Annotated in this window: 18 protein-coding genes; 16 read left to right on the top strand and 2 right to left on the bottom strand. The window is 41.1% G+C overall.

Going from position 1 to position 18,539, the window contains the following annotated elements:
- Window positions 1-128 precede the first annotated feature (128 nt).
- The 9 genes from AC4HAJ_RS06850 (at window position 129) to AC4HAJ_RS06810 (ending at window position 10,124) form a co-directional block, all read left to right on the top strand.
- A complete protein-coding gene (locus tag AC4HAJ_RS06850) occupies window positions 129-1,001 on the top strand; it encodes a phosphate ABC transporter substrate-binding protein PstS family protein (protein WP_491079422.1) in 873 nt (290 codons plus the stop codon).
- Window positions 1,002-1,012: 11 nt separating this feature from the next.
- Entirely contained in the window at window positions 1,013-1,948 is a 936-nt protein-coding gene (gene pstC / locus AC4HAJ_RS06845; protein ID WP_491079421.1) for a phosphate ABC transporter permease subunit PstC, read from the top strand.
- Window positions 1,938-2,825: a phosphate ABC transporter permease PstA gene (gene pstA / locus AC4HAJ_RS06840; RefSeq protein WP_491079420.1), complete on the top strand. Its 888-nt coding sequence runs from the start codon at window positions 1,938-1,940 to the stop codon at window positions 2,823-2,825. Before pstC ends, pstA begins: the two co-directional genes overlap by 11 nt.
- Window positions 2,826-2,834: 9 nt before the next feature.
- On the top strand, window positions 2,835-3,641 hold the full coding sequence (gene pstB, locus AC4HAJ_RS06835) for a phosphate ABC transporter ATP-binding protein PstB (RefSeq protein ID WP_491079419.1): 807 nt from the start codon (window positions 2,835-2,837) through the stop codon (window positions 3,639-3,641).
- A gap of 11 nt (window positions 3,642-3,652) precedes the next feature.
- Window positions 3,653-4,411, top strand: a complete 759-nt coding sequence (gene pstB, locus AC4HAJ_RS06830; protein ID WP_491079417.1) for a phosphate ABC transporter ATP-binding protein PstB — start codon at window positions 3,653-3,655, stop codon at window positions 4,409-4,411.
- A 32-nt stretch (window positions 4,412-4,443) separates the two neighbouring features.
- Window positions 4,444-5,097, top strand: a complete 654-nt coding sequence (gene phoU / locus AC4HAJ_RS06825; protein WP_491079441.1) for a phosphate signaling complex protein PhoU — start codon at window positions 4,444-4,446, stop codon at window positions 5,095-5,097.
- 93 nt (window positions 5,098-5,190) lie between these two features.
- The gene (locus AC4HAJ_RS06820) at window positions 5,191-7,743 is read left to right on the top strand and encodes a M1 family metallopeptidase (RefSeq protein ID WP_491079416.1); all 2,553 of its coding nucleotides are present in this window, start codon (window positions 5,191-5,193) and stop codon (window positions 7,741-7,743) included.
- Window positions 7,744-8,059: 316 nt separating this feature from the next.
- Window positions 8,060-8,749 (top strand): response regulator transcription factor, encoded by a 690-nt coding sequence (locus tag AC4HAJ_RS06815; protein WP_491079415.1) that lies wholly within the window; start codon window positions 8,060-8,062, stop codon window positions 8,747-8,749.
- The gene (locus AC4HAJ_RS06810) at window positions 8,739-10,124 is read left to right on the top strand and encodes a sensor histidine kinase (protein WP_491079414.1); all 1,386 of its coding nucleotides are present in this window, start codon (window positions 8,739-8,741) and stop codon (window positions 10,122-10,124) included. Before AC4HAJ_RS06815 ends, AC4HAJ_RS06810 begins: the two co-directional genes overlap by 11 nt.
- A gap of 261 nt (window positions 10,125-10,385) precedes the next feature.
- Here AC4HAJ_RS06810 and rpsT read toward each other — a convergent pair whose 3' ends face one another.
- Both rpsT and coaA read right to left on the bottom strand, forming a co-directional pair.
- Window positions 10,386-10,634 carry a 30S ribosomal protein S20 gene (gene rpsT / locus AC4HAJ_RS06805; protein ID WP_491079440.1) on the bottom strand — a complete coding sequence of 83 codons (249 nt, stop codon included), beginning with the start codon at window positions 10,632-10,634 and terminating at the stop codon, window positions 10,386-10,388.
- A gap of 52 nt (window positions 10,635-10,686) precedes the next feature.
- Window positions 10,687-11,607 (bottom strand): type I pantothenate kinase, encoded by a 921-nt coding sequence (gene coaA / locus AC4HAJ_RS06800; RefSeq protein ID WP_491079413.1) that lies wholly within the window; start codon window positions 11,605-11,607, stop codon window positions 10,687-10,689.
- A 123-nt stretch (window positions 11,608-11,730) separates the two neighbouring features.
- Here coaA and AC4HAJ_RS06795 point away from each other — a divergent pair, with 123 nt between their 5' ends.
- The 7 genes from AC4HAJ_RS06795 to AC4HAJ_RS06765 all read left to right on the top strand — a co-directional run bounded on the left by AC4HAJ_RS06795 (window position 11,731) and on the right by AC4HAJ_RS06765 (window position 18,539).
- Window positions 11,731-12,321 carry a class I SAM-dependent methyltransferase gene (locus AC4HAJ_RS06795; RefSeq protein ID WP_491079412.1) on the top strand — a complete coding sequence of 197 codons (591 nt, stop codon included), beginning with the start codon at window positions 11,731-11,733 and terminating at the stop codon, window positions 12,319-12,321.
- Window positions 12,318-13,595 (top strand): pyrimidine-nucleoside phosphorylase, encoded by a 1,278-nt coding sequence (locus AC4HAJ_RS06790; protein ID WP_491079411.1) that lies wholly within the window; start codon window positions 12,318-12,320, stop codon window positions 13,593-13,595. The genes AC4HAJ_RS06795 and AC4HAJ_RS06790 overlap by 4 nt, the downstream gene beginning before the upstream one ends.
- Before the next feature lie 9 nt (window positions 13,596-13,604).
- Window positions 13,605-14,267, top strand: a complete 663-nt coding sequence (deoC, locus tag AC4HAJ_RS06785; protein ID WP_491079410.1) for a deoxyribose-phosphate aldolase — start codon at window positions 13,605-13,607, stop codon at window positions 14,265-14,267.
- Window positions 14,257-14,643 (top strand): cytidine deaminase, encoded by a 387-nt coding sequence (locus tag AC4HAJ_RS06780; RefSeq protein WP_491079409.1) that lies wholly within the window; start codon window positions 14,257-14,259, stop codon window positions 14,641-14,643. The genes deoC and AC4HAJ_RS06780 overlap by 11 nt, the downstream gene beginning before the upstream one ends.
- 94 nt (window positions 14,644-14,737) lie before the next feature.
- Window positions 14,738-15,796, top strand: a complete 1,059-nt coding sequence (locus AC4HAJ_RS06775; RefSeq protein WP_491079439.1) for a BMP family lipoprotein — start codon at window positions 14,738-14,740, stop codon at window positions 15,794-15,796.
- Window positions 15,797-15,946: 150 nt separating this feature from the next.
- Entirely contained in the window at window positions 15,947-17,482 is a 1,536-nt protein-coding gene (locus tag AC4HAJ_RS06770) for an ABC transporter ATP-binding protein (RefSeq protein ID WP_491079408.1), read from the top strand.
- A complete protein-coding gene (locus AC4HAJ_RS06765; RefSeq protein WP_491079407.1) occupies window positions 17,475-18,539 on the top strand; it encodes an ABC transporter permease in 1,065 nt (354 codons plus the stop codon). Before AC4HAJ_RS06770 ends, AC4HAJ_RS06765 begins: the two co-directional genes overlap by 8 nt.

Below are 18,539 nucleotides of genomic sequence, written 5' to 3'. Positions count from 1 at the left end.
TTTGTATAAGAATTCTAAAAAATAGCTATTCAAAAAAAGACCGATGTGTTATTATTAGAAGTGGAGGCTATTGGCTTTCAAATACACTTTTTGCAAGCAGTTATTACAGTAAAAAACGGGATTAAAAAATGAAAAAATTGAATAAGAAACGCTTGGTATTTCTTGCTTTTATGGGAATTGCTCTACTGACCTTGTCAGCATGTGCTTCTTGGATTGATCGTGGAGAAAATATCACAAGCGTTGGCTCAACCGCACTTCAGCCCTTAGTAGAAGGGGCGGCAGATGGTTTCCAAGAAAAAAACAGCGATAAGATTATCAATGTTCAAGGTGGTGGATCAGGAACAGGTCTATCTCAAGTCCAATCTGGAGCTGTTCAGATTGGTAATAGCGATGTTTTCGCTGAGGAAAAGAGTGGTATAGATGCTAGTAAGCTAGTCGATCACCAAGTAGCTGTTGCCGGTATCGCCGTTATTGTCAATAAGAAAGTTGGCATGAAGAGCATTACAAGTGATCAGCTCCAAAAGATTTTCACAGGTGAATACACCAACTGGAAACAGTTAGGTGGTAAAAATATGGAAATCACTATAGTCAATCGTGCGACTGGTTCAGGAACGCGTGCGACATTTGACAGTGTCATTATGAAGGATAAGTCCAGTAAGCAGAGTCAAGAGCAAGACTCAAACGGAATGGTTCGCTCCATTGTCTCACAGACACCGGGTGCTATATCCTACTTAGCCTTCCCATATGTCGATGATACAGTTGATACGATTCAGATCAATGGCTATGAGCCGACGACTGAAAATGTTGCTACTAATAAATGGACACTATGGTCGTATGAACACATGTATACCAAGGGTAAAGCCACTGGTCTGACCAAGGAATTTTTGGACTATGTCCTCAGTGATGAGGTTCAAGAGGGCGTCGTCAAAGAGATGGGATACATCTCTATCAATGACATGAAAGTGGTCAAAGATGCCCAAGGTAAGGTAAGGGAAAAATAAGAGGAGCATTCATGAAACAACAAGATTTGGCGAAAAAATTAACATCGCCATCAAAAAATTCTCGTCTTGAAAAATTTGGTCGTACACTGACCTTTATGTGTTTAGTCTTGATTGCCTTCATTGTGGCCATGATCTTAATCTTTGTGGCACAAAAAGGACTATCGACATTCTTTGTAGATGGAATCAATATTTTTGATTTTCTATTTGGGAGAGTGTGGAAGCCTTCTGTCAAGGACGCCAATGGTTTACCGATCATGGGTGCGCTTCCTATGATTACAGGTTCCTTTATCGTAACCATTTTATCCGCCCTCATTGCAACACCATTCGCTATTGGGGCAGCTATCTTTATGACAGAGATTTCTCCCAAGCGTGGAGCTAAACTACTGCAACCAGCTATTGAATTGTTGACAGGGATCCCATCTGTTGTCTATGGCTTTATTGGTCTTCAGGTTGTTGTTCCCGTCGTACGTACTATTTTTGGTGGTACTGGTTTTGGTATTTTATCAGGAGTTTTTGTCCTTTTTGTTATGATTTTACCGACTGTTACCTTTATGACAGTAGACAGCCTGCGTTCGGTACCAAGACACTATCGTGAAGCCAGTTTGGCGATGGGAGCCACACGTTGGCAAACCATTTGGCGCGTCATTCTCAATTCCGCTAAACCTGGAATTTTTACAGCAGTCATTTTCGGAATGGCTCGTGCCTTTGGTGAAGCTTTGGCGATTCAGATGGTTGTTGGGAACTCTCCAGTTATGCCGGAGTCATTGACTACACCTGCCTCAACACTGACCTCAGTATTGACTATGGGAATTGGAAATACCGTCATGGGAACAGTCCAAAACAACGTTCTTTGGTCATTGGCCTTGGTACTCTTAATCATGAGTTTGGCCTTCAATATGTTGATGCGATTCATTACTAGGGAGCAAAAGGTAAATTATGAACGCTAAGAAATTTGATAAATTGATGACTGCGATTCTCTACACTATCGCAGGGATTATTGTAACCATTTTGGCCTCCTTGATTCTATACATCCTATTGAGGGGCTTACCACATGTTAGCTGGCAGTTCTTAACAGGAAAATCTTCAGCCTATAAGGCTGGTGGTGGTATCGGAATTCAACTTTATAATTCCCTCTTTCTTCTGGTAGTAACATTGATTATCTCAGTTCCTCTATCAATGGGAGCAGGAATATATCTATCAGAATACGCTAAAAAAGGTCGTTTGACCGACTTTATTCGTATCTGTATTGAAATCTTATCTTCCTTACCATCAGTTGTTGTTGGTCTATTCGGTTATTTGATTTTTGTAGTACAGTTCCAATATGGCTTTTCAATCCTGTCCGGTGCTTTAGCCCTAACTGTATTCAATCTACCGCAGATGACTCGTACTGTAGAAGACAGTTTGCGAAATGTTCATCACACCCAGCGTGAGGCAGGTCTTGCTTTGGGGATTTCTCGCTGGGAGACAGTCCTTCATGTCGTGATTCCTGAGGCGATTCCTAGTATTGTTACTGGTATTGTTCTCGCTTCAGGACGTATCTTTGGAGAAGCAGCTGCCTTGATTTATACAGCGGGGCAATCAGCGCCAGCCCTCAACTGGAGCAATTGGAATCCCTTAAGTGTAACCAGTCCAATCTCTATTTTCCGCCAATCAGAAACATTAGCGGTACATATTTGGAAGGTTAACAGCGAAGGAACTATTCCAGACGCAACAATGGTATCGGCAGGAAGTGCCGCCATTCTCTTGATTTTCATTTTGATTTTCAATCTCTCTGCACGCTTTATCGGTAAGAAATTGCATGCACGATTGACATCAGCAAAATAAGGAATAACTATGGCAGAATATAATTGGAATGAACGTCATATCATGACCTTTGATAACAAGGAAGAATTGGCCCTCGAGACCAAGGATCTCCATGTTTATTACGGGCAAAATGAAGCCATCAAAGGCATTGACATGCAGTTCGAAAAGAATAAAATTACGGCTTTTATTGGACCGTCTGGATGTGGGAAGTCGACATTCTTACGCAGCCTTAACCGCATGAATGATACGATCGATATTGCAAAAGTAACTGGAGAAATCTGGTATGAAGGCATCGATATTAATCGTCCAGAGATCAATGTCTTTGAAATGCGAAAGCAAATCGGAATGGTCTTTCAAAGACCCAATCCATTTGCCAAGTCTATCTACAAAAATATTACGTTTGCGCATGAGCGTGCAGGCATCAAAGATAAAAAGGTACTTGATGAGATTGTCGAAACTTCACTAAAGCAAGCAGCACTTTGGGATCAAGTCAAAGACGATCTTCATAAGTCAGCTTTCACCTTGTCAGGTGGTCAGCAGCAGCGCTTATGTATCGCACGTGCGATCTCAGTCAAGCCTGATATTTTATTGATGGACGAGCCTGCCTCAGCCCTGGATCCTATTGCTACTATGCAACTAGAAGAGACAATGGCAGATTTGAAGGAAGACTACTCCATCATCATTGTAACTCACAATATGCAACAAGCAGCACGTGTGAGTGATTATACAGCATTCTTTTACCTTGGTGACTTGATCGAATATGATAAAACGGCAAAAGTCTTTCAGAATGCCGCTTGTCAATCTACCAGTGATTATGTATCCGGTCGCTTTGGCTAGAGAGGAGTTCTATGTCTAAACCAATCTTACAGGTCAATGATCTGTCTGTTTATTATAATAAAAAGAAGGCCCTAAACAGCATTACGATGGATTTTATGCCCAATGAGATTACAACCCTCATTGGACCGTCAGGGTCTGGGAAATCGACTCTATTACGTGCTATCAATCGTATGGGAGACCTCAATCCTGAAGTGACCTTGACAGGATCAATTACCTATAATGATCATAATATCTATGGACCTAGAACAGATACTGTTGAGCTTCGTAAGGAGATTGGAATGGTTTTTCAACAGCCTAATCCATTTCCTATGAGTATTTATGAAAATGTCGTCTATGGTCTTCGTATCAAGGGAATCAAGGATAAGTCAGTTCTCGATGAGGCTGTTGAAAAATCTTTGACGGGAGCTTCCATATGGGATGAAGTAAAAGATCGTCTTCATGATTCAGCCCTTGGCTTATCAGGTGGTCAGCAACAACGGGTTTGTGTGGCACGGGTTCTTGCAACCAGTCCCAAGATTATTTTGATGGATGAGCCAACATCAGCTCTGGATCCTATATCATCTGGTAAAATTGAAGAGACGCTGTACAATTTAAAAGATCAGTATACGATGCTGATTGTGACGAGGTCCATGCAGCAAGCCTCCCGTATTTCAGACAAGACAGGGTTTTTCTTGGATGGTAATTTAGTAGAATTTAATGCAACTAAAGACATGTTCCTAAACCCAGCTAATAAAGAAACTGAAGATTATATTACAGGTAAATTTGGATAGTATAATCTATTCCATAGACAGGAAGTAAAATGATGTTACGTACACAATTTGAAGAAGAATTAGAAAAACTACATAATCAGTTTTATGCGATGGGAACTGAAGTCAGCTCCCAAATCAGTAAAACAGTTCGTGCTTTCGTCAGTCATGATCGTGAGCTGGCAAAAGAAGTGGTCGATGCTGATATCGTAGTGAATAATTATGAAACTAAGCTTGAGAAAAAATCTCTTGAAATCATTGCGCTCCAACAACCGGTATCAGCTGACCTTCGTACAGTGATCACCGTACTCAAGGCGTCAAGTGATGTTGAAAGAATGGGAGACCATGCTACAGCTATCGCTAAGGCTACCTTGCGTATGAAGGGAGAAGAACGCATTATTGCCGTTGAAGAAGCCATTAGCAAGATGGGACGTCAGGTCAGAGATATGGTTGAGGATGCTTTGACGGTATATATCAAGGCGGATGAAGACAGTGCTTACGAAGTAGCTGCACGTGATGAAATCATCGACAACCTTTTTGTCGATATTCAAAATATGACGGTGGAAGCGATTCGTGAAAAGCCAGAAGCTGCCTTTGCCGCCAAAGAGTATTTCCAAGTATTGATGTATTTGGAGCGTATCGGTGACTATGCCTGCAACCTCTGTGAGTGGGTGGTTTACCTCAAAACTGGAAAAATCATCGAACTTTAAGGCAGCTTATGTTATAATTGGCTAGACACTTGTGCTCTAGCTTTTTTGCGTATTTGGCTAGAGTCTAACCTATGTAAAGAGTGAAGGAGTTTTATGAATTCTGTAGAACACTTGATTGAAAAATTTGTCCCTGAAAATTATAATCTTTTCCTTGATATCAATCGTAAGGATAAGGTCTTTTCGGGTAATGTTGCCATATCTGGAGAAGCACTCAGTAGTGAGATTGCACTCCATCAAAAAGGATTAGCTATTAATTCAGTTTTATTGGATAATCAACCGGTTGCTTACACGATGGATGATGAGCACGAAGCTGTCCGCCTAAGTCTACCTGACTATGGTAGCATGACCATTGTGGTTGAGTTCTCAGGTAAGATTACAGATAACATGACCGGTATGTATCCTTCCTACTACACCGTAGATGGTATCCAAAAAGAAGTGATTGCGACACAGTTTGAAAGTCACTTTGCCCGTGAAGTCTTTCCCTCTATTGATGAGCCTGAAGCTAAGGCGACATTTGATTTAGCAATTAAATTTGACCAGATGGATGGTGAAATTGTCCTGTCAAATATGCCTGAGATCAATCAGGAGCTCCGTCAGGAAACAGGAGTTTGGATTTTCGATACCACCCCTCGTATGTCATCTTATTTGCTGGCCTTTGCCCTAGGTGATTTACAAGGAAAGACAGCTGAAACTAAAAATGGCACTCAGGTCGGTGTCTATTCTACCAAGGCACATCAATTATCATCCTTGGATTTTGCCTTAGACGTGGCCGTCCGTGTCATCGACTTCTATGAAGATTACTATGGTGTTGCTTATCCAATTCCTCATTCTTACCATATCGCTTTGCCAGATTTTTCGGCGGGCGCAATGGAAAATTGGGGACTAGTTACCTACCGTGAAGTCTATCTTGTTGTTGATGAGAATTCAACTGCTAGCAGCCGTCAGCAAGTGGCGCTGGTCGTAGCTCACGAGCTCGCCCACCAATGGTTTGGAAATTTAGTGACTATGAAATGGTGGGAAGATTTATGGCTCAATGAATCGTTTGCCAATATGATGGAATATGTTTCCATTGATACTATTGAGCCTAGCTGGAACATATTTGAGGATTTTCAAACAACAGGTGTCCCACTGGCCCTCAAGCGCGATGCTACTGATGGTGTTCAGTCAGTCCATGTAGATGTCAATCATCCAGATGAGATCAATACTTTGTTTGATCCAGCTATTGTCTATGCCAAGGGTAGCCGTCTGATGCACATGCTACGCCGTTGGCTAGGTGATGAGGCTTTCCGAGCAGGTCTTAAGATCTATTTTGAAAAGCATCAGTATGGCAATACTGTTGGACGGGATTTGTGGAATGCCCTTGCTCAAGCCTCAGACAAAGATGTAGCAAGCTTTATGAACGGTTGGCTGGAACAACCGGGCTATCCAGTGGTCGATCTTCAAGTTCAAAACGACCAATTAATCATCAGTCAAAAGCAATTTTTCATCGGTGAGCATGAAGATCAAAACCGTCTATGGACAATTCCACTCAATGCCAACTGGACTGGTCTGCCTGATACACTCTCAGAAGAAGGTCTTATCATTCCAAATTTTTCAGAGTTGGCGGCTGCTAATGCTCAACCTTTGCGTTTGAATACAGATAACACCGCCCATTATATCAGCCATTATCATGGTGAACTCTGGGATAATCTGCTCACAAAGTTTTCAAGCCAGGACAAGACAACCAAGCTCCAACTGTTACAAGAGCGTCGCTTGCTGGCTGAAAGTGGCGAGATTTCCTACGCTGATTTAGTCCCTCTATTAGATAAGCTTCCTGAAGAATCCTCCTTTATGCTAGCAGCAGCAGGAGAGCAAATACTTTCAGGATTGGAGCGTTTTGTTGATGAAGGTAGCCCAGCAGAACGAGCTCTTAAAGCCTTAATAAAGACTGTTGCAGGTCAAAATTTCTTGCACCTTGGTTTTGACAAGAAAGCTGGCGAAAGTGATGAAGATGAAATGCTTCGCCAGTCTGCCATCGCTCTCATGCTCAAGGCTGATGACGATGAGGCTATCGCTAAGGCTCACGATATTTATCTCTCTTTCAAAGATCGTTTAGAGCAAATACCTGCTGGCATCAGAGGCTCTGTCCTCGCTAGTGAGATGAAGCATGCCGAGACAGATGAATTAGTTGATCAGTATTTAGAAGCCTATCAAAATACTACTGATGGTAATTTCAAACGCCAATTAGCCAATGCTTTATCCAATACTAAAAATAGCACCACACTCAAGTACCTGCTTAATCAATGGAAAGATAAGACGGTTGTTAAACCACAAGACCTAGCCAGTTGGTATGCTGCCTTTTTAGCTAAGCCATTTACGCAAGAAATCGTGTGGAAATGGGCCAAAGAAAACTGGGACTGGATAAAAGCTACCTTGGGTGGTGATATGAGCTTTGATCGCTTTGTCATTTATCCCGCTAACCATTTTAAAACCCAAAAACTATTGAATGATTACCGCAAATTCTTTGAACCACAGCTTGATGATAAAGCCATCTCTCGCAATATCTCCATGGGTATTAAAGAAATCACAGCTAGAATTGAATTATTAGATCGTGATAAATCTGCTGTTGAAAAGGCACTGCGAGAAGCTGCTGGTCAGATGATTTAGCAACCATAGTTTTCCAATTACCTAGTGTTCAAACTCTAGGTAATTTTTCTTAAAAAGTTTAAGGTTTTTAGCGTCCAATTAGTAATTCCTTACCCTTTTTTAAGGTTTCTTTGCTAGAATGTATGACATAGCTAAGACAAGATATTAAGTCAAGTCATGACAAGCTAGCTCTAATAAGAATCTTTAAACATGATAGTGATAGAGCTTATGACGATCTTACTTGTCATAGGATAGGGATGCTTGAATTCCCATATAGTTAGAGTGATCACAAGGGCGGTTGATCTTGCCCAAATTCTTTGCTTAAGAGGAGTCGGTTATGAAAAAAACAAACCTAATAAAAATATTGTTAGTTGAGGATGATCTAAGCTTATCAAATTCAGTTTATGACTTCCTGGATGACTTTGCAGAAGTAACGCAGGTCTTTGATGGAGGAGAAGGGCTTTTTGAAGCTGAAACTGGTGTATACGACTTGATCATCCTGGACCTTATGTTACCTGAAAAAGATGGCTTGTCAGTCTTGAAAGAAATGCGTGAAAAGGGAGTCAAAACACCTGTTTTGATTACAACAGCCAAAGATTCCTTGGATGATAAGGGACATGGTTTTGACTTGGGTGCAGATGACTACTTGACAAAGCCATTCTATCTCGAAGAGTTGAAAATGCGTATTCAAGCACTCTTGAAACGTTCGGGCAAGTTAAATGAGAATATTCTCACCTACGGAGACCTTACTTGTGATACATCTACAAAAGCTGTCACAGTCAATGGTAGAGAAGTTGAACTGCTTGGAAAAGAATTTGACCTCTTAGTCTACTTCCTACAAAACCAGAATGTTATCTTGCCAAAAAATCAAATCTTCGATCGTATCTGGGGATTTGATAGTGATACCACAGTATCAGTCGTTGAAGTGTATATCTCTAAAGTACGTAAGAAATTAAAGGGCACTGATTTCGAAAGACAATTACATACACTACGCAGTGTGGGGTATATTCTAAAGGATGCTGCCTAATCTCAAAAAACACTTAGCTTCTGAGGGATTCAAAACCTTTTTACAGTATTCATCTGTATTCACAGTTATTTTCTTGGTTATGGCCCTGTTGATTTTGCAGATTATGCAAATTGGTATTTATTCATCGGTTGATGATAATATTAATAAAGCTGCAAACAGGATCGAAGCCTATGTTTATCGTACTATGTATCGGGCTAACTTCTTTTCAACCATTGAAGGAAGTGATGACTCCGATATTTCTGTATTTACGGATGGTAATGATTTTCTAGGATCAAAAACCTTGTTTGACAATGACGGTCAGACAGATGATGAAGACAATACAAATAGTCTATATGTTGCCCCTAGTTCGATTGTAGACATTATTGTGTATGACAAGAATGGTAAAATCCTTAATAGCAAGGACATCTTTACGGGACTGAATCAGTTAAAATTAGATAAGAACCACCTCAATGAATATCGAGCCATCAGTGTTGCAGGAAACTTTAATGATGTTGAGCACTATCGCTACAAGACCATTTCTGTATCAGATGACCGTTTTCCAGATGCAGCCTATGCAACCATAGCAATCAGTGTTAATCAGTTAGATGGTTTAAAATCTCAATATCAATTTATTATTATCACGGTGATGGTGATCTTTTGGTTGCTCTCTGTTTTTGCCAGTCTTTACTTGGCTTATACATCACGTAAACCCATTCTAGAAAGTTACGAGCGTCAGAAAAACTTTGTAGAAGATGCTAGCCATGAGTTACGGACACCTTTGGCTGTACTTCAAAATCGCTTGGAAACGCTCTTTAGAAAACCCGATGAAACAATTCTCGATAATTTTGAGACCATTGCCTCTAGTTTAGATGAAGTACGCAATATGCGGATTCTCACTACTAATCTCCTAAATCTTGCTCGCCGTGATGAAAGTTTCACTCCAGAGATCAGTCAGATTCAACCCACATTTTTTGATAAGATCTTTGAAAATTACAGCATGATCGCAGAAGAAAATGGAAAGCAATTTACCTTTACTAATCAAGTGAATCGCCCTATCAATTCAGATGCAACCTTGATCAAGCAATTAATGACAATCTTTTTTGATAATGCTGTTAAATATACAGAAGAAGATGGTGCCATTGATGTCATGGTAAGCACTAGTGATCGCCGATTGACGATCCGAGTAGCAGATAATGGCTCTGGGATTAGTGATGAGGATAAGATAAAAATCTTTGATCGTTTCTATCGTATCGACAAGGCAAGAACTCGTCAAACAGGTGGATTCGGACTGGGACTTTCTTTAGCCCAACAAATTGTAACTGCTCTTGATGGGACAATTACTGTCAGTGATAATACACCCGTTGGGACTGTCTTTGAGATTAAGATGACAGCTTAAAATGATGGATAATCATCATAGGCGCTAGACGAACAGATCTTTATGATCACTTAAAGATAAGCATATGCCCATAAAGTTCCTTTTAACGGTAGTAGTTCATTGGTGGACTATCATAATAACTCTGCTCTAAATCACTGTGCTTAATAGGTAAAATTGACTAAATAAAAAAGGCTGAGAACTTTTGTCTCAGCCTTTTTTACTCCTCAAATCAACATCGGTCCAACAAATAAAAAAACCTCCAGATTATGGAGGTGACAAGACTTAGCCAAGTTTAGTCGCAAGACGAGCTTTATCGCGGCTAGCTTTATTTTTATGAATCAATCCCTTGCTTGCAGCTTTATCGATGCTTGAAGAAGCAGCACGGTAGAGCTCTTCAGAAGGGTCAGCTTCAAAAGCTTTGATAGCAGTACGCAAAGCTGATTTTTGCGCTGAATTTTTTTCATTTTGCTTAACGTTCTTTTCAGCACGTTTGATAGCAGATTTAATATTTGCCAAAGTTTTCACCTCCATTTTTACTAACCATTCCATTATATAGGAAATAGCAGGGTTTGACAAGTCCTATTCACTTTTTCAAATAAATTTTATCGATGTTATGATAACTAGATTTGTGAAGAATTAATTCTGCTCGATTTCTCGTAGGCTTGATATAATCCTGTAAGTTGATCAGATTGATAGATTGCCAAGTTTCTTTGGCGATAGCGATAGCTTCCTCTATAGGCATTTGCGATAGATAGTGATAATAATTATCAGGATCAGTTTTTGCCAGTTCAAGCAGGCTTCTAAAACGCTCTAGGTACCAAGTTTCAATCTGATCAGCCTCAGCATCGATATAGATAGAAAAATCATAGTAATCATTGATGTAGAGATGATGATTCTGCTGGTTTTGAAAGACATTAATCCCCTCGACAATGAGAAAATCAGGAGACTGTATGGACTGGACCTCTCCGGGAATGATATCATAACTGGAATGTGAATAGACTGGAATATCCATGTCTTGACCATTTTTCATAGCATCCAAAAAGGTAACCAAAAGCTCCATATCATAACTCTCAGGGAAGCCCTTGCGATTTAGCAGCTGATGTTCGATCAAAACTTCATTAGGATAAAGAAAGCCATCTGTGGTCACAAGATCAACCTTGCTGTTCTTAAATTTCCGAGTCAGCAATAATTGCAACAGTCGACTGGTAGTAGATTTACCGACAGCGACAGACCCAGAGATGCCGATGATAAAAGGACCTTGGCTGACATTCTTTTTTAAAAAGATCCCCTTGGAAAAGCGGAGATTTTCTTGAGCGTTTTTGTAAATTTGAATAAGACTGATCAAGGGAAGGTAGACATCACGAACATCCTGGATATCAATCTTATCATTTAGACTTTTAATAGAGTCGAGCTCTTCTTGCGTCAACTCCAACTGTTCATTTTGGTGCAAGGATTGCCAGAGAGAGCGATCGATCTTTTCAAAATTTTTTAATTCTTGAGACATGGCTCTATTGTAGCATAAAATATGATAAAATAACGGCAGGAATAGCGCCTCAAAATGATCTTGCAAGAAGCAGATTTCAAGAGAGCCAAGCACTTATGCAATGAGAATAGAAAGAAATCAACAATGGCAAAAATGTACTACGCAGAAAATCCAGATGCAGCACATGACATTCATGACTTATCGGTTCGCCTGCTGGGAGAGACCTTTCACTTTTATACAGATGCTGGTGTCTTTTCAAAGAAAAGAATCGACTATGGCAGCGAAGTTCTATTGAATCAGCTAAATTTCCAGCAAGGTGAGCGTTTACTGGACTTAGGCTGTGGTTACGGCCCTCTAGGAATTAGTTTGGCTAAAGTACAGGGTTTAGAAGTGACCATGATTGATATCAATAACCGAGCGATTGACCTAGCTAAGAAAAATGCTGAGCGCAACGGTGTTATCGTAAGCGCTTATCAATCCTCAGTCTATGATAAGGTAGAAGGAAGTTTTGACCATATCATCAGTAATCCACCGATCCGAGCAGGTAAGCAAATTGTGCATCAAATTTTAGAGGAAGCTCCGGATCATCTTAAAAAAGGTGGGACCCTCACTATTGTCATTCAGAAAAAACAAGGAGCACCAAGTGCAAAAGCTAAAATGCAAGAGGTATTTGGCAATGTTAGTGTCCTAAAAAAGGATAAAGGTTATTATATTTTAAGGAGTGAAAAGATATGAGAGCAGTTGATCTAATTCAAAAAAAGCGTGATGGTCAGAGTTTATCGACGCAGGAAATTAACTGGTTGGTGGCAAACTATGCTTCTGGCCAGATCCCAGATTATCAGATGTCCGCTTTTGCGATGGCTACCTATTTTAAGGGAATGACCATGCAGGAAACCCGTGATCTAACCATGGCTATGGTTAAGACGGGAGATGAGCTAGATCTGACTGCTATTTCAGGTATTAAAGTAGATAAACACTCGACAGGAGGGGTTGGTGATAAGGTTACCCTCATACTGGCTCCTTTAGTGGCCAGTTTTGGTGTCCCCGTTGCTAAGATGAGTGGCCGAGGACTTGGGCATACCGGTGGAACCTTAGATAAATTAGAATCAATCGATGGTTACAAAATAGAGCAGAGCGAAGCTGATTTTATCGCACAAGTTCAAGACATTGGAATCGCTATTATTGGTCAGTCAGAGCACATGGTCAAAGCCGATAAATTACTCTATGCTTTGCGTGATGTAACTGCGACTGTTGATATTATGCCCTTGATTGCCAGCTCTGTTATGTCTAAAAAAATTGCAGCAGGAGCTGATGCCATCCTTCTTGACGTCACTGTTGGGGATGGTGCTTTTATGAAGACACAGAAAGAGGCTCAAGAGTTATCGGAAACGATGGTACAGCTTGGCAAGGAAGTTGGGCGCCAGACCGTTGCTGTCATGACTGATATGAGCCAACCCCTCGGAAAAGCCATTGGTAATCGTCTAGAAGTTTTGGAAGCCATAGATATCATGAAGGGACAAGGCCGTGACGATATCACAAACTTTATCTGTGACTTAGCCAAGCTCCTCCTCAAGCTCGGTGGTGTGACTGCAAAGCCATCAGAGATAAGAGAGCATTTAGTAAATGGCAAAGCCTTGAAAAAATTTGAAGAATTAGTCCAAGCTCAAGGAGGAGATGTCACAGACATCTATCGTCCGGTTAAAACCGACTTTGTCTATGATATAAAGGCTCAAAAATCAGGGTATATTACAGAAATTCCTGCTTTATACTATGGACATTTTGCCATGGAAATTGGAGCCGGGAGAGCCGTAAAAACCGACCGATTGGATTACGATGCGGGCATTATGTTCGAGAAAAAGGTTGGAGATGAGGTCAATGAGGGAGATTTAATCGCAAAAATTTACACAAATCGAAAAATTACTCAAAAAAAGATTACAGAATTTACAAAAAATGTTACAATAGAGGACAATAAGATAATCCCTCACGAGATTATTGCTATCATCGAATAGGAGAAAAAAGTGTCTATCAATAGTTATATCGACCATACTTTGTTAAAGCCTGAAGCTAGTCAGGCGCAAATTGATGCCTTATTGACTGAAGCTAAGGAGTATACCTTTGCAAGCGTTTGTGTCAATCCTACTTGGGTAGCTTATGCAGCACAGGCTCTTAAAGAGTCACCTGTTAAAGTATGTACCGTGATCGGCTTTCCTCTTGGAGCAAACACTACGGCCGTCAAAGTCTTTGAAGCCAAGGATGCCCTCGCCAATGGTGCAGATGAAATTGATATGGTCATCAACATTGGTGAGTTAAAATCAGGGCATTTCGATAAAGTTCAGGATGATATTCAAGCCGTTGTTCAGGCTAGTGGTGATAAGTTAGTCAAGGTTATCATCGAGACCTGTCTACTCACTGATGATGAAAAGGTCAAAGCCTGTCAGTTAGCTGTAGCAGCTGGAGCTGACTATGTCAAGACTTCAACAGGTTTCTCAACCGGTGGGGCAACTGTCGCTGATGTTGCGCTTATGCGCCAAACAGTCGGTGATACAGTTGGTGTCAAGGCCTCTGGTGGTGCACGCTCTTATGCAGATGCACAAGCCTTTATTGAGGCGGGTGCTACCCGTATCGGAGCGTCGGCGGGAGTTGCTATTGTAAATGGAGAAATCGCAGATAATGACTACTAATCTGGAGCAGTTGGCTATAGATGCTAGTCGTCAGGCTTATACGCCCTATTCTAATTTTCCAGTGGGAGCAGCCTTGCTGACAAAATCAGGAGAGATTTATCAGGGGTGCAATGTTGAAAATGCCAGTTATGGTTTGACCAATTGTGCTGAACGAACTGCAATTTTTAAGGCAGTATCAGAAGGCCATAGGGACTTGGAACGCATTGCGATTTATGGACACACCAAGTCTCCCATATCACCCTGTGGTGCCTGCCGTCAGGTCATGGCTGAGTTCTTTGAGCTATCAGCCCCTGTGACCTTGATCTCTAAAGAAGGTGAGACAGTCGAGATGACAGTCGGTGAGTTACTTCCATACTCATTTAGGAACTTTGAATAAGGTCCTTTAGTTGTTTTTTTGCATTAAACCTTTGGGTTTAAGATATATTTGCAACCTTGTTGCGACTTTTTTATAGGAGGGTTCATTCATGAAAATGAACAAAAAATTTGTCGGTCTTGGTTTGGCTGCTGTAGCTTTGCTTTCGCTGGCTGCATGTAACCGTTCTTCCCAATCGAAGTCAGATAGCTCTGTCCGTGCAGCTATTGTCACAGATACTGGTGGTGTTGATGATAGATCATTTAACCAATCAGCTTGGGAAGGGTTAGAAGCTTGGGGTAAGGATAATAAATTCAATAAAGACAGTGAATATACTTACTTCCAATCGAAATCAGAATCTGATTATTCCAATAATCTTGATTCTGCCAATGATAAGGGCTATAACCTTGTCTTTGGAATAGGCTATGCCCTTCATGATGCCGTTGAAGAAGCAGCAGATACCTATACGGATACCAACTATGTCATTATTGATGATGTCGTCAAAGACAAGGATAACGTGACAAGTGTCTTGTTTGCAGATAATGAAGGTGCTTACTTAGCCGGTATTGCCGCCGCTAAACAGACTAAGACCAATAAAGTTGGCTTTATCGGTGGGGTTGAATCAGATACCATCACACGCTTTGAAACAGGATTCAAAGAAGGAGTTGCCTCTGTTAATAAGAATATCAAAGTAGATGTTCAGTACGTTGGAAGCTACGATGATGCGGCTAAGGGACAAACGAAAGCAGCAACTATGCGTGCAGGTGGTGCTGATGTGATCTATCATGCTGCTGGAGGATCAGGTAAGGGAGTCTTCTCAGAAGCTAAGGAACACAATGAAGGTCTTGCCGCAGATAGTGATAAAAAGCTTTGGGTCATCGGTGTGGACCGTGACCAATCTGCAGAAGGAGATTACACCGCTTCGGATGGCAAAAAATCTAACTTTGTTTTAACGTCAACCATAAAAGAAGTGGGCACTGTTGTTAAAGACATTTCAAATGCACAATTAAAGGGTGAAAAATTCCAAGGTAATACAACCAAAACGTATGGTCTCAAAGATAAAGGGGTTGACCTTGTAACGAAAAACCTCCCAGAGGATATTAAAAAGGCTGTAGAACAAGCCAAACAAGATATTATTGATGGCAAATTAACAGTTAAAGATGGTCTTAAAAAATAATGACTTCTCATCGCAGCTGTTCTTAAAAGGGCGACCTTAAGGGTCGCTTTTTAAAGGGACTGAGATAAAAATTTTTATCTCAGTAAAACCTATAATCCTATGCAGTTATAGGTTTTACTGACCTAAAAAAGTTAGTTGAAAGGAAAGACTATGGCACAAGAAACTGTCATTGAGATGCGAAATATTACCAAAAAGTTTGGTGATTTTGTAGCCAACGATCATATCAACTTTGATGTCAAAGCTGGTGAAATTCATGCCCTTCTAGGAGAGAATGGAGCTGGTAAGTCCACTTTGATGAATATGCTCTCAGGCTTGCTAGAGCCTACAGAGGGTTCTATTCTGCTAAGGGGAAAGGATGTGAAATTAGATTCCCCCTCTAAAGCTTCCAAACTAGGTATCGGAATGGTCCATCAGCATTTTATGCTGGTCGATGCCTTTACAGTTGCTGAGAATATTATCCTAGGTAGTGAAGTGACACGCAAGGGTAAGATCGATATCAAAAGAGCGACAGATGAGATCAAAACTCTTTCAGAGAAATATGGCTTAGTTGTTGATCCATCAGCTAAGGTCGCAGATATTTCTGTGGGTGCTCAGCAGCGTGTCGAAATTTTAAAGACACTCTACCGAGGGGCAGATATTCTTATTTTTGATGAGCCAACGGCAGTGCTGACACCATCTGAAATATCAGAACTGCTTGATATTATGCGCAACTTAGTAAAAGAGGGTAAATCTATTATCCTTATCACGCATAAGCTAGATGAAATTCGTGCGGTTGCTGATCGTGTGACCGTCATCCGCCGAGGTCAGTCCATCGATACTGTCTCAGTGGCAGGAGCCAGCAGTCAAGACCTAGCAGAGATGATGGTAGGGCGTGCCGTTTCCTTCAAAACGGATAAACAACCTGCAAATCCCAAAGAAAATGTTCTTGAGATCAAGGACCTCTTTGTCAATGAAAACCGTGGTGTTGCAGCGGTCAAAGGGCTGTCTTTGGAGGTAAAAGCAGGAGAAATTGTTGGGATTGCTGGTATTGATGGTAACGGCCAAACAGAATTGGTCGAAGCGATTACTGGTCTACGCAAGATTGCTAAGGGAAAGATCTCAATTAAAGGAAAAGCCATTAACAATCTACGTCCTCGCCAGATTACTGAATTAAGTGTCGGACATATCCCTGAGGATCGTCACCGTGATGGTATGGTTCTGGAAATGACCGTCGCTGAGAACTTAGCCCTGCAGTCCTACTACAAAGAACCTTATAGTAAGTATGGTATCTTGGACTATAACTATATTAATAGCCATGCTAAGCAGCTGATGGAAGAGTTTGATGTGCGTGGTGCTGGTGAGCAAGTCAGCGCAGGATCACTATCAGGTGGTAACCAGCAGAAGGCTGTTATCGCACGTGAGGTCGACCGTGACCCAGATTTATTGATTGTTAGCCAGCCGACCCGAGGTCTGGATGTTGGTGCGATTGAGTATATCCGCAAGCGTTTGATTGCTGAGCGTGACAAGGGAAAAGCCGTCCTTGTCGTCAGCTTTGAGTTAGATGAGATTTTAGATGTTTCCGATCGTATTGCGGTTATCCATGATGGTAAAATTCAGGGAATTCTCGATCCAGAAGAAACCAACAAGCAAGAGCTTGGTGTCTTGATGGCTGGTGGAGACTTTACTAAGGAGGCTACAAATGACTAAGAAAACACAAAGTTGGGCAGTCCCATTGATTGCTGTACTTTTAGGCTTGCTGGCTGGAGCAGTTTTGATGCTGATTTTTGGCTACAATCCAATCTTTGCTTACAATGACCTACTTTATAAAGACTTTGGTTCTGTCAAAGGAATCGGTGAGATCTTTGCTACAATGTCACCACTGATTTTAATTGGTCTAGGGTTTGCTGTTTCTTCAAAGGCAGGTTTCTTTAATGTTGGTCTACCTGGTCAAGCCTTAGCAGGATGGGTATTTTCAGCTTGGTTTGCTTTAGCTCACCCTGAAATGCCACGTCCTTTATCTATATTATGCACGGTAATTATTGGACTACTAGCGGGTGCCATTATCGGAGCTGTTCCTGGTATTTTACGGGCTTATCTGGGGACCAGTGAGGTCATTGTCACCATCATGATGAACTATATTGTTCTCTATCTGAGTCAGCATTTACTAGCCAATGTCTTTTCTAAGGAGTTTATGCGTAACTCAACTCAAACGATCAAGTTCTCAGAATCGGCAACCTATCGGACCGAATTCTTTAAAGAGTTAACTAATAATTCTCATCTAGGTATCGGCTTTATTTTTGCCCTTATTGCCATTGTCATTATTTGGTTTGTTCTCAAAAAGACTCGGACCGGTTTTGAAATTAATGCTGTTGGATTAAATCCTAATGCTGCAGAATACGCTGGGATGTCTTCTAAGCAAATCATTATTTTATCGATGATCATTTCAGGTGCCTTAGCTGGTCTAGGTGGTACGGTTCATGGTTTCTCAGTAGCTGAAAACTTTAATAATCAGACCTCTTCATTGCAGATCGGCTGGGATGGTATGGCGGTGGCTCTCTTAGCTGCCAACAATCCAGTCGGTGTACCATTTGCCGCCTTCTTGTTTGCTGTGTTATCGGTCGGTAAGACAGGTATGACATCTGTTGCTCCATCAGAAATTATCGATGTAGTATCTGCCTTAATTATTTTCTTTGTAGGTAGTGATTATATGATCCGCCGCTACCTCAAGCCTCGTAAACAAATTTCCAAAAAAGGAGGTCAGTAA

The organism is Streptococcus sp. ALY_211, assembly GCF_058314555.1.
This window is presented reverse-complemented; position numbering and strand designations above follow the sequence as displayed.

What these genes read in the sequence shown, in the direction of transcription:
- AC4HAJ_RS06780 (WP_491079409.1), top strand. Translation starts at nt 14,257, where the DNA reads ATGACTACTAATCTGGAGCAGTTGGCTATAGATGCTAGTCGTCAGGCT.
- AC4HAJ_RS06815 (WP_491079415.1), top strand. Translation starts at nt 8,060, where the DNA reads ATGAAAAAAACAAACCTAATAAAAATATTGTTAGTTGAGGATGATCTA.
- AC4HAJ_RS06790 (WP_491079411.1), top strand. Translation starts at nt 12,318, where the DNA reads ATGAGAGCAGTTGATCTAATTCAAAAAAAGCGTGATGGTCAGAGTTTA.
- AC4HAJ_RS06795 (WP_491079412.1), top strand. Translation starts at nt 11,731, where the DNA reads ATGGCAAAAATGTACTACGCAGAAAATCCAGATGCAGCACATGACATT.
- phoU (WP_491079441.1), top strand. Translation starts at nt 4,444, where the DNA reads ATGTTACGTACACAATTTGAAGAAGAATTAGAAAAACTACATAATCAG.
- AC4HAJ_RS06770 (WP_491079408.1), top strand. Translation starts at nt 15,947, where the DNA reads ATGGCACAAGAAACTGTCATTGAGATGCGAAATATTACCAAAAAGTTT.
- rpsT (WP_491079440.1), bottom strand. Translation starts at nt 10,634, where the DNA reads ATGGAGGTGAAAACTTTGGCAAATATTAAATCTGCTATCAAACGTGCT.
- AC4HAJ_RS06810 (WP_491079414.1), top strand. Translation starts at nt 8,739, where the DNA reads ATGCTGCCTAATCTCAAAAAACACTTAGCTTCTGAGGGATTCAAAACC.
- pstB (WP_491079419.1), top strand. Translation starts at nt 2,835, where the DNA reads ATGGCAGAATATAATTGGAATGAACGTCATATCATGACCTTTGATAAC.
- pstC (WP_491079421.1), top strand. Translation starts at nt 1,013, where the DNA reads ATGAAACAACAAGATTTGGCGAAAAAATTAACATCGCCATCAAAAAAT.
- AC4HAJ_RS06850 (WP_491079422.1), top strand. Translation starts at nt 129, where the DNA reads ATGAAAAAATTGAATAAGAAACGCTTGGTATTTCTTGCTTTTATGGGA.
- AC4HAJ_RS06820 (WP_491079416.1), top strand. Translation starts at nt 5,191, where the DNA reads ATGAATTCTGTAGAACACTTGATTGAAAAATTTGTCCCTGAAAATTAT.
- pstB (WP_491079417.1), top strand. Translation starts at nt 3,653, where the DNA reads ATGTCTAAACCAATCTTACAGGTCAATGATCTGTCTGTTTATTATAAT.
- AC4HAJ_RS06765 (WP_491079407.1), top strand. Translation starts at nt 17,475, where the DNA reads ATGACTAAGAAAACACAAAGTTGGGCAGTCCCATTGATTGCTGTACTT.
- pstA (WP_491079420.1), top strand. Translation starts at nt 1,938, where the DNA reads ATGAACGCTAAGAAATTTGATAAATTGATGACTGCGATTCTCTACACT.
- AC4HAJ_RS06775 (WP_491079439.1), top strand. Translation starts at nt 14,738, where the DNA reads ATGAACAAAAAATTTGTCGGTCTTGGTTTGGCTGCTGTAGCTTTGCTT.
- coaA (WP_491079413.1), bottom strand. Translation starts at nt 11,607, where the DNA reads ATGTCTCAAGAATTAAAAAATTTTGAAAAGATCGATCGCTCTCTCTGG.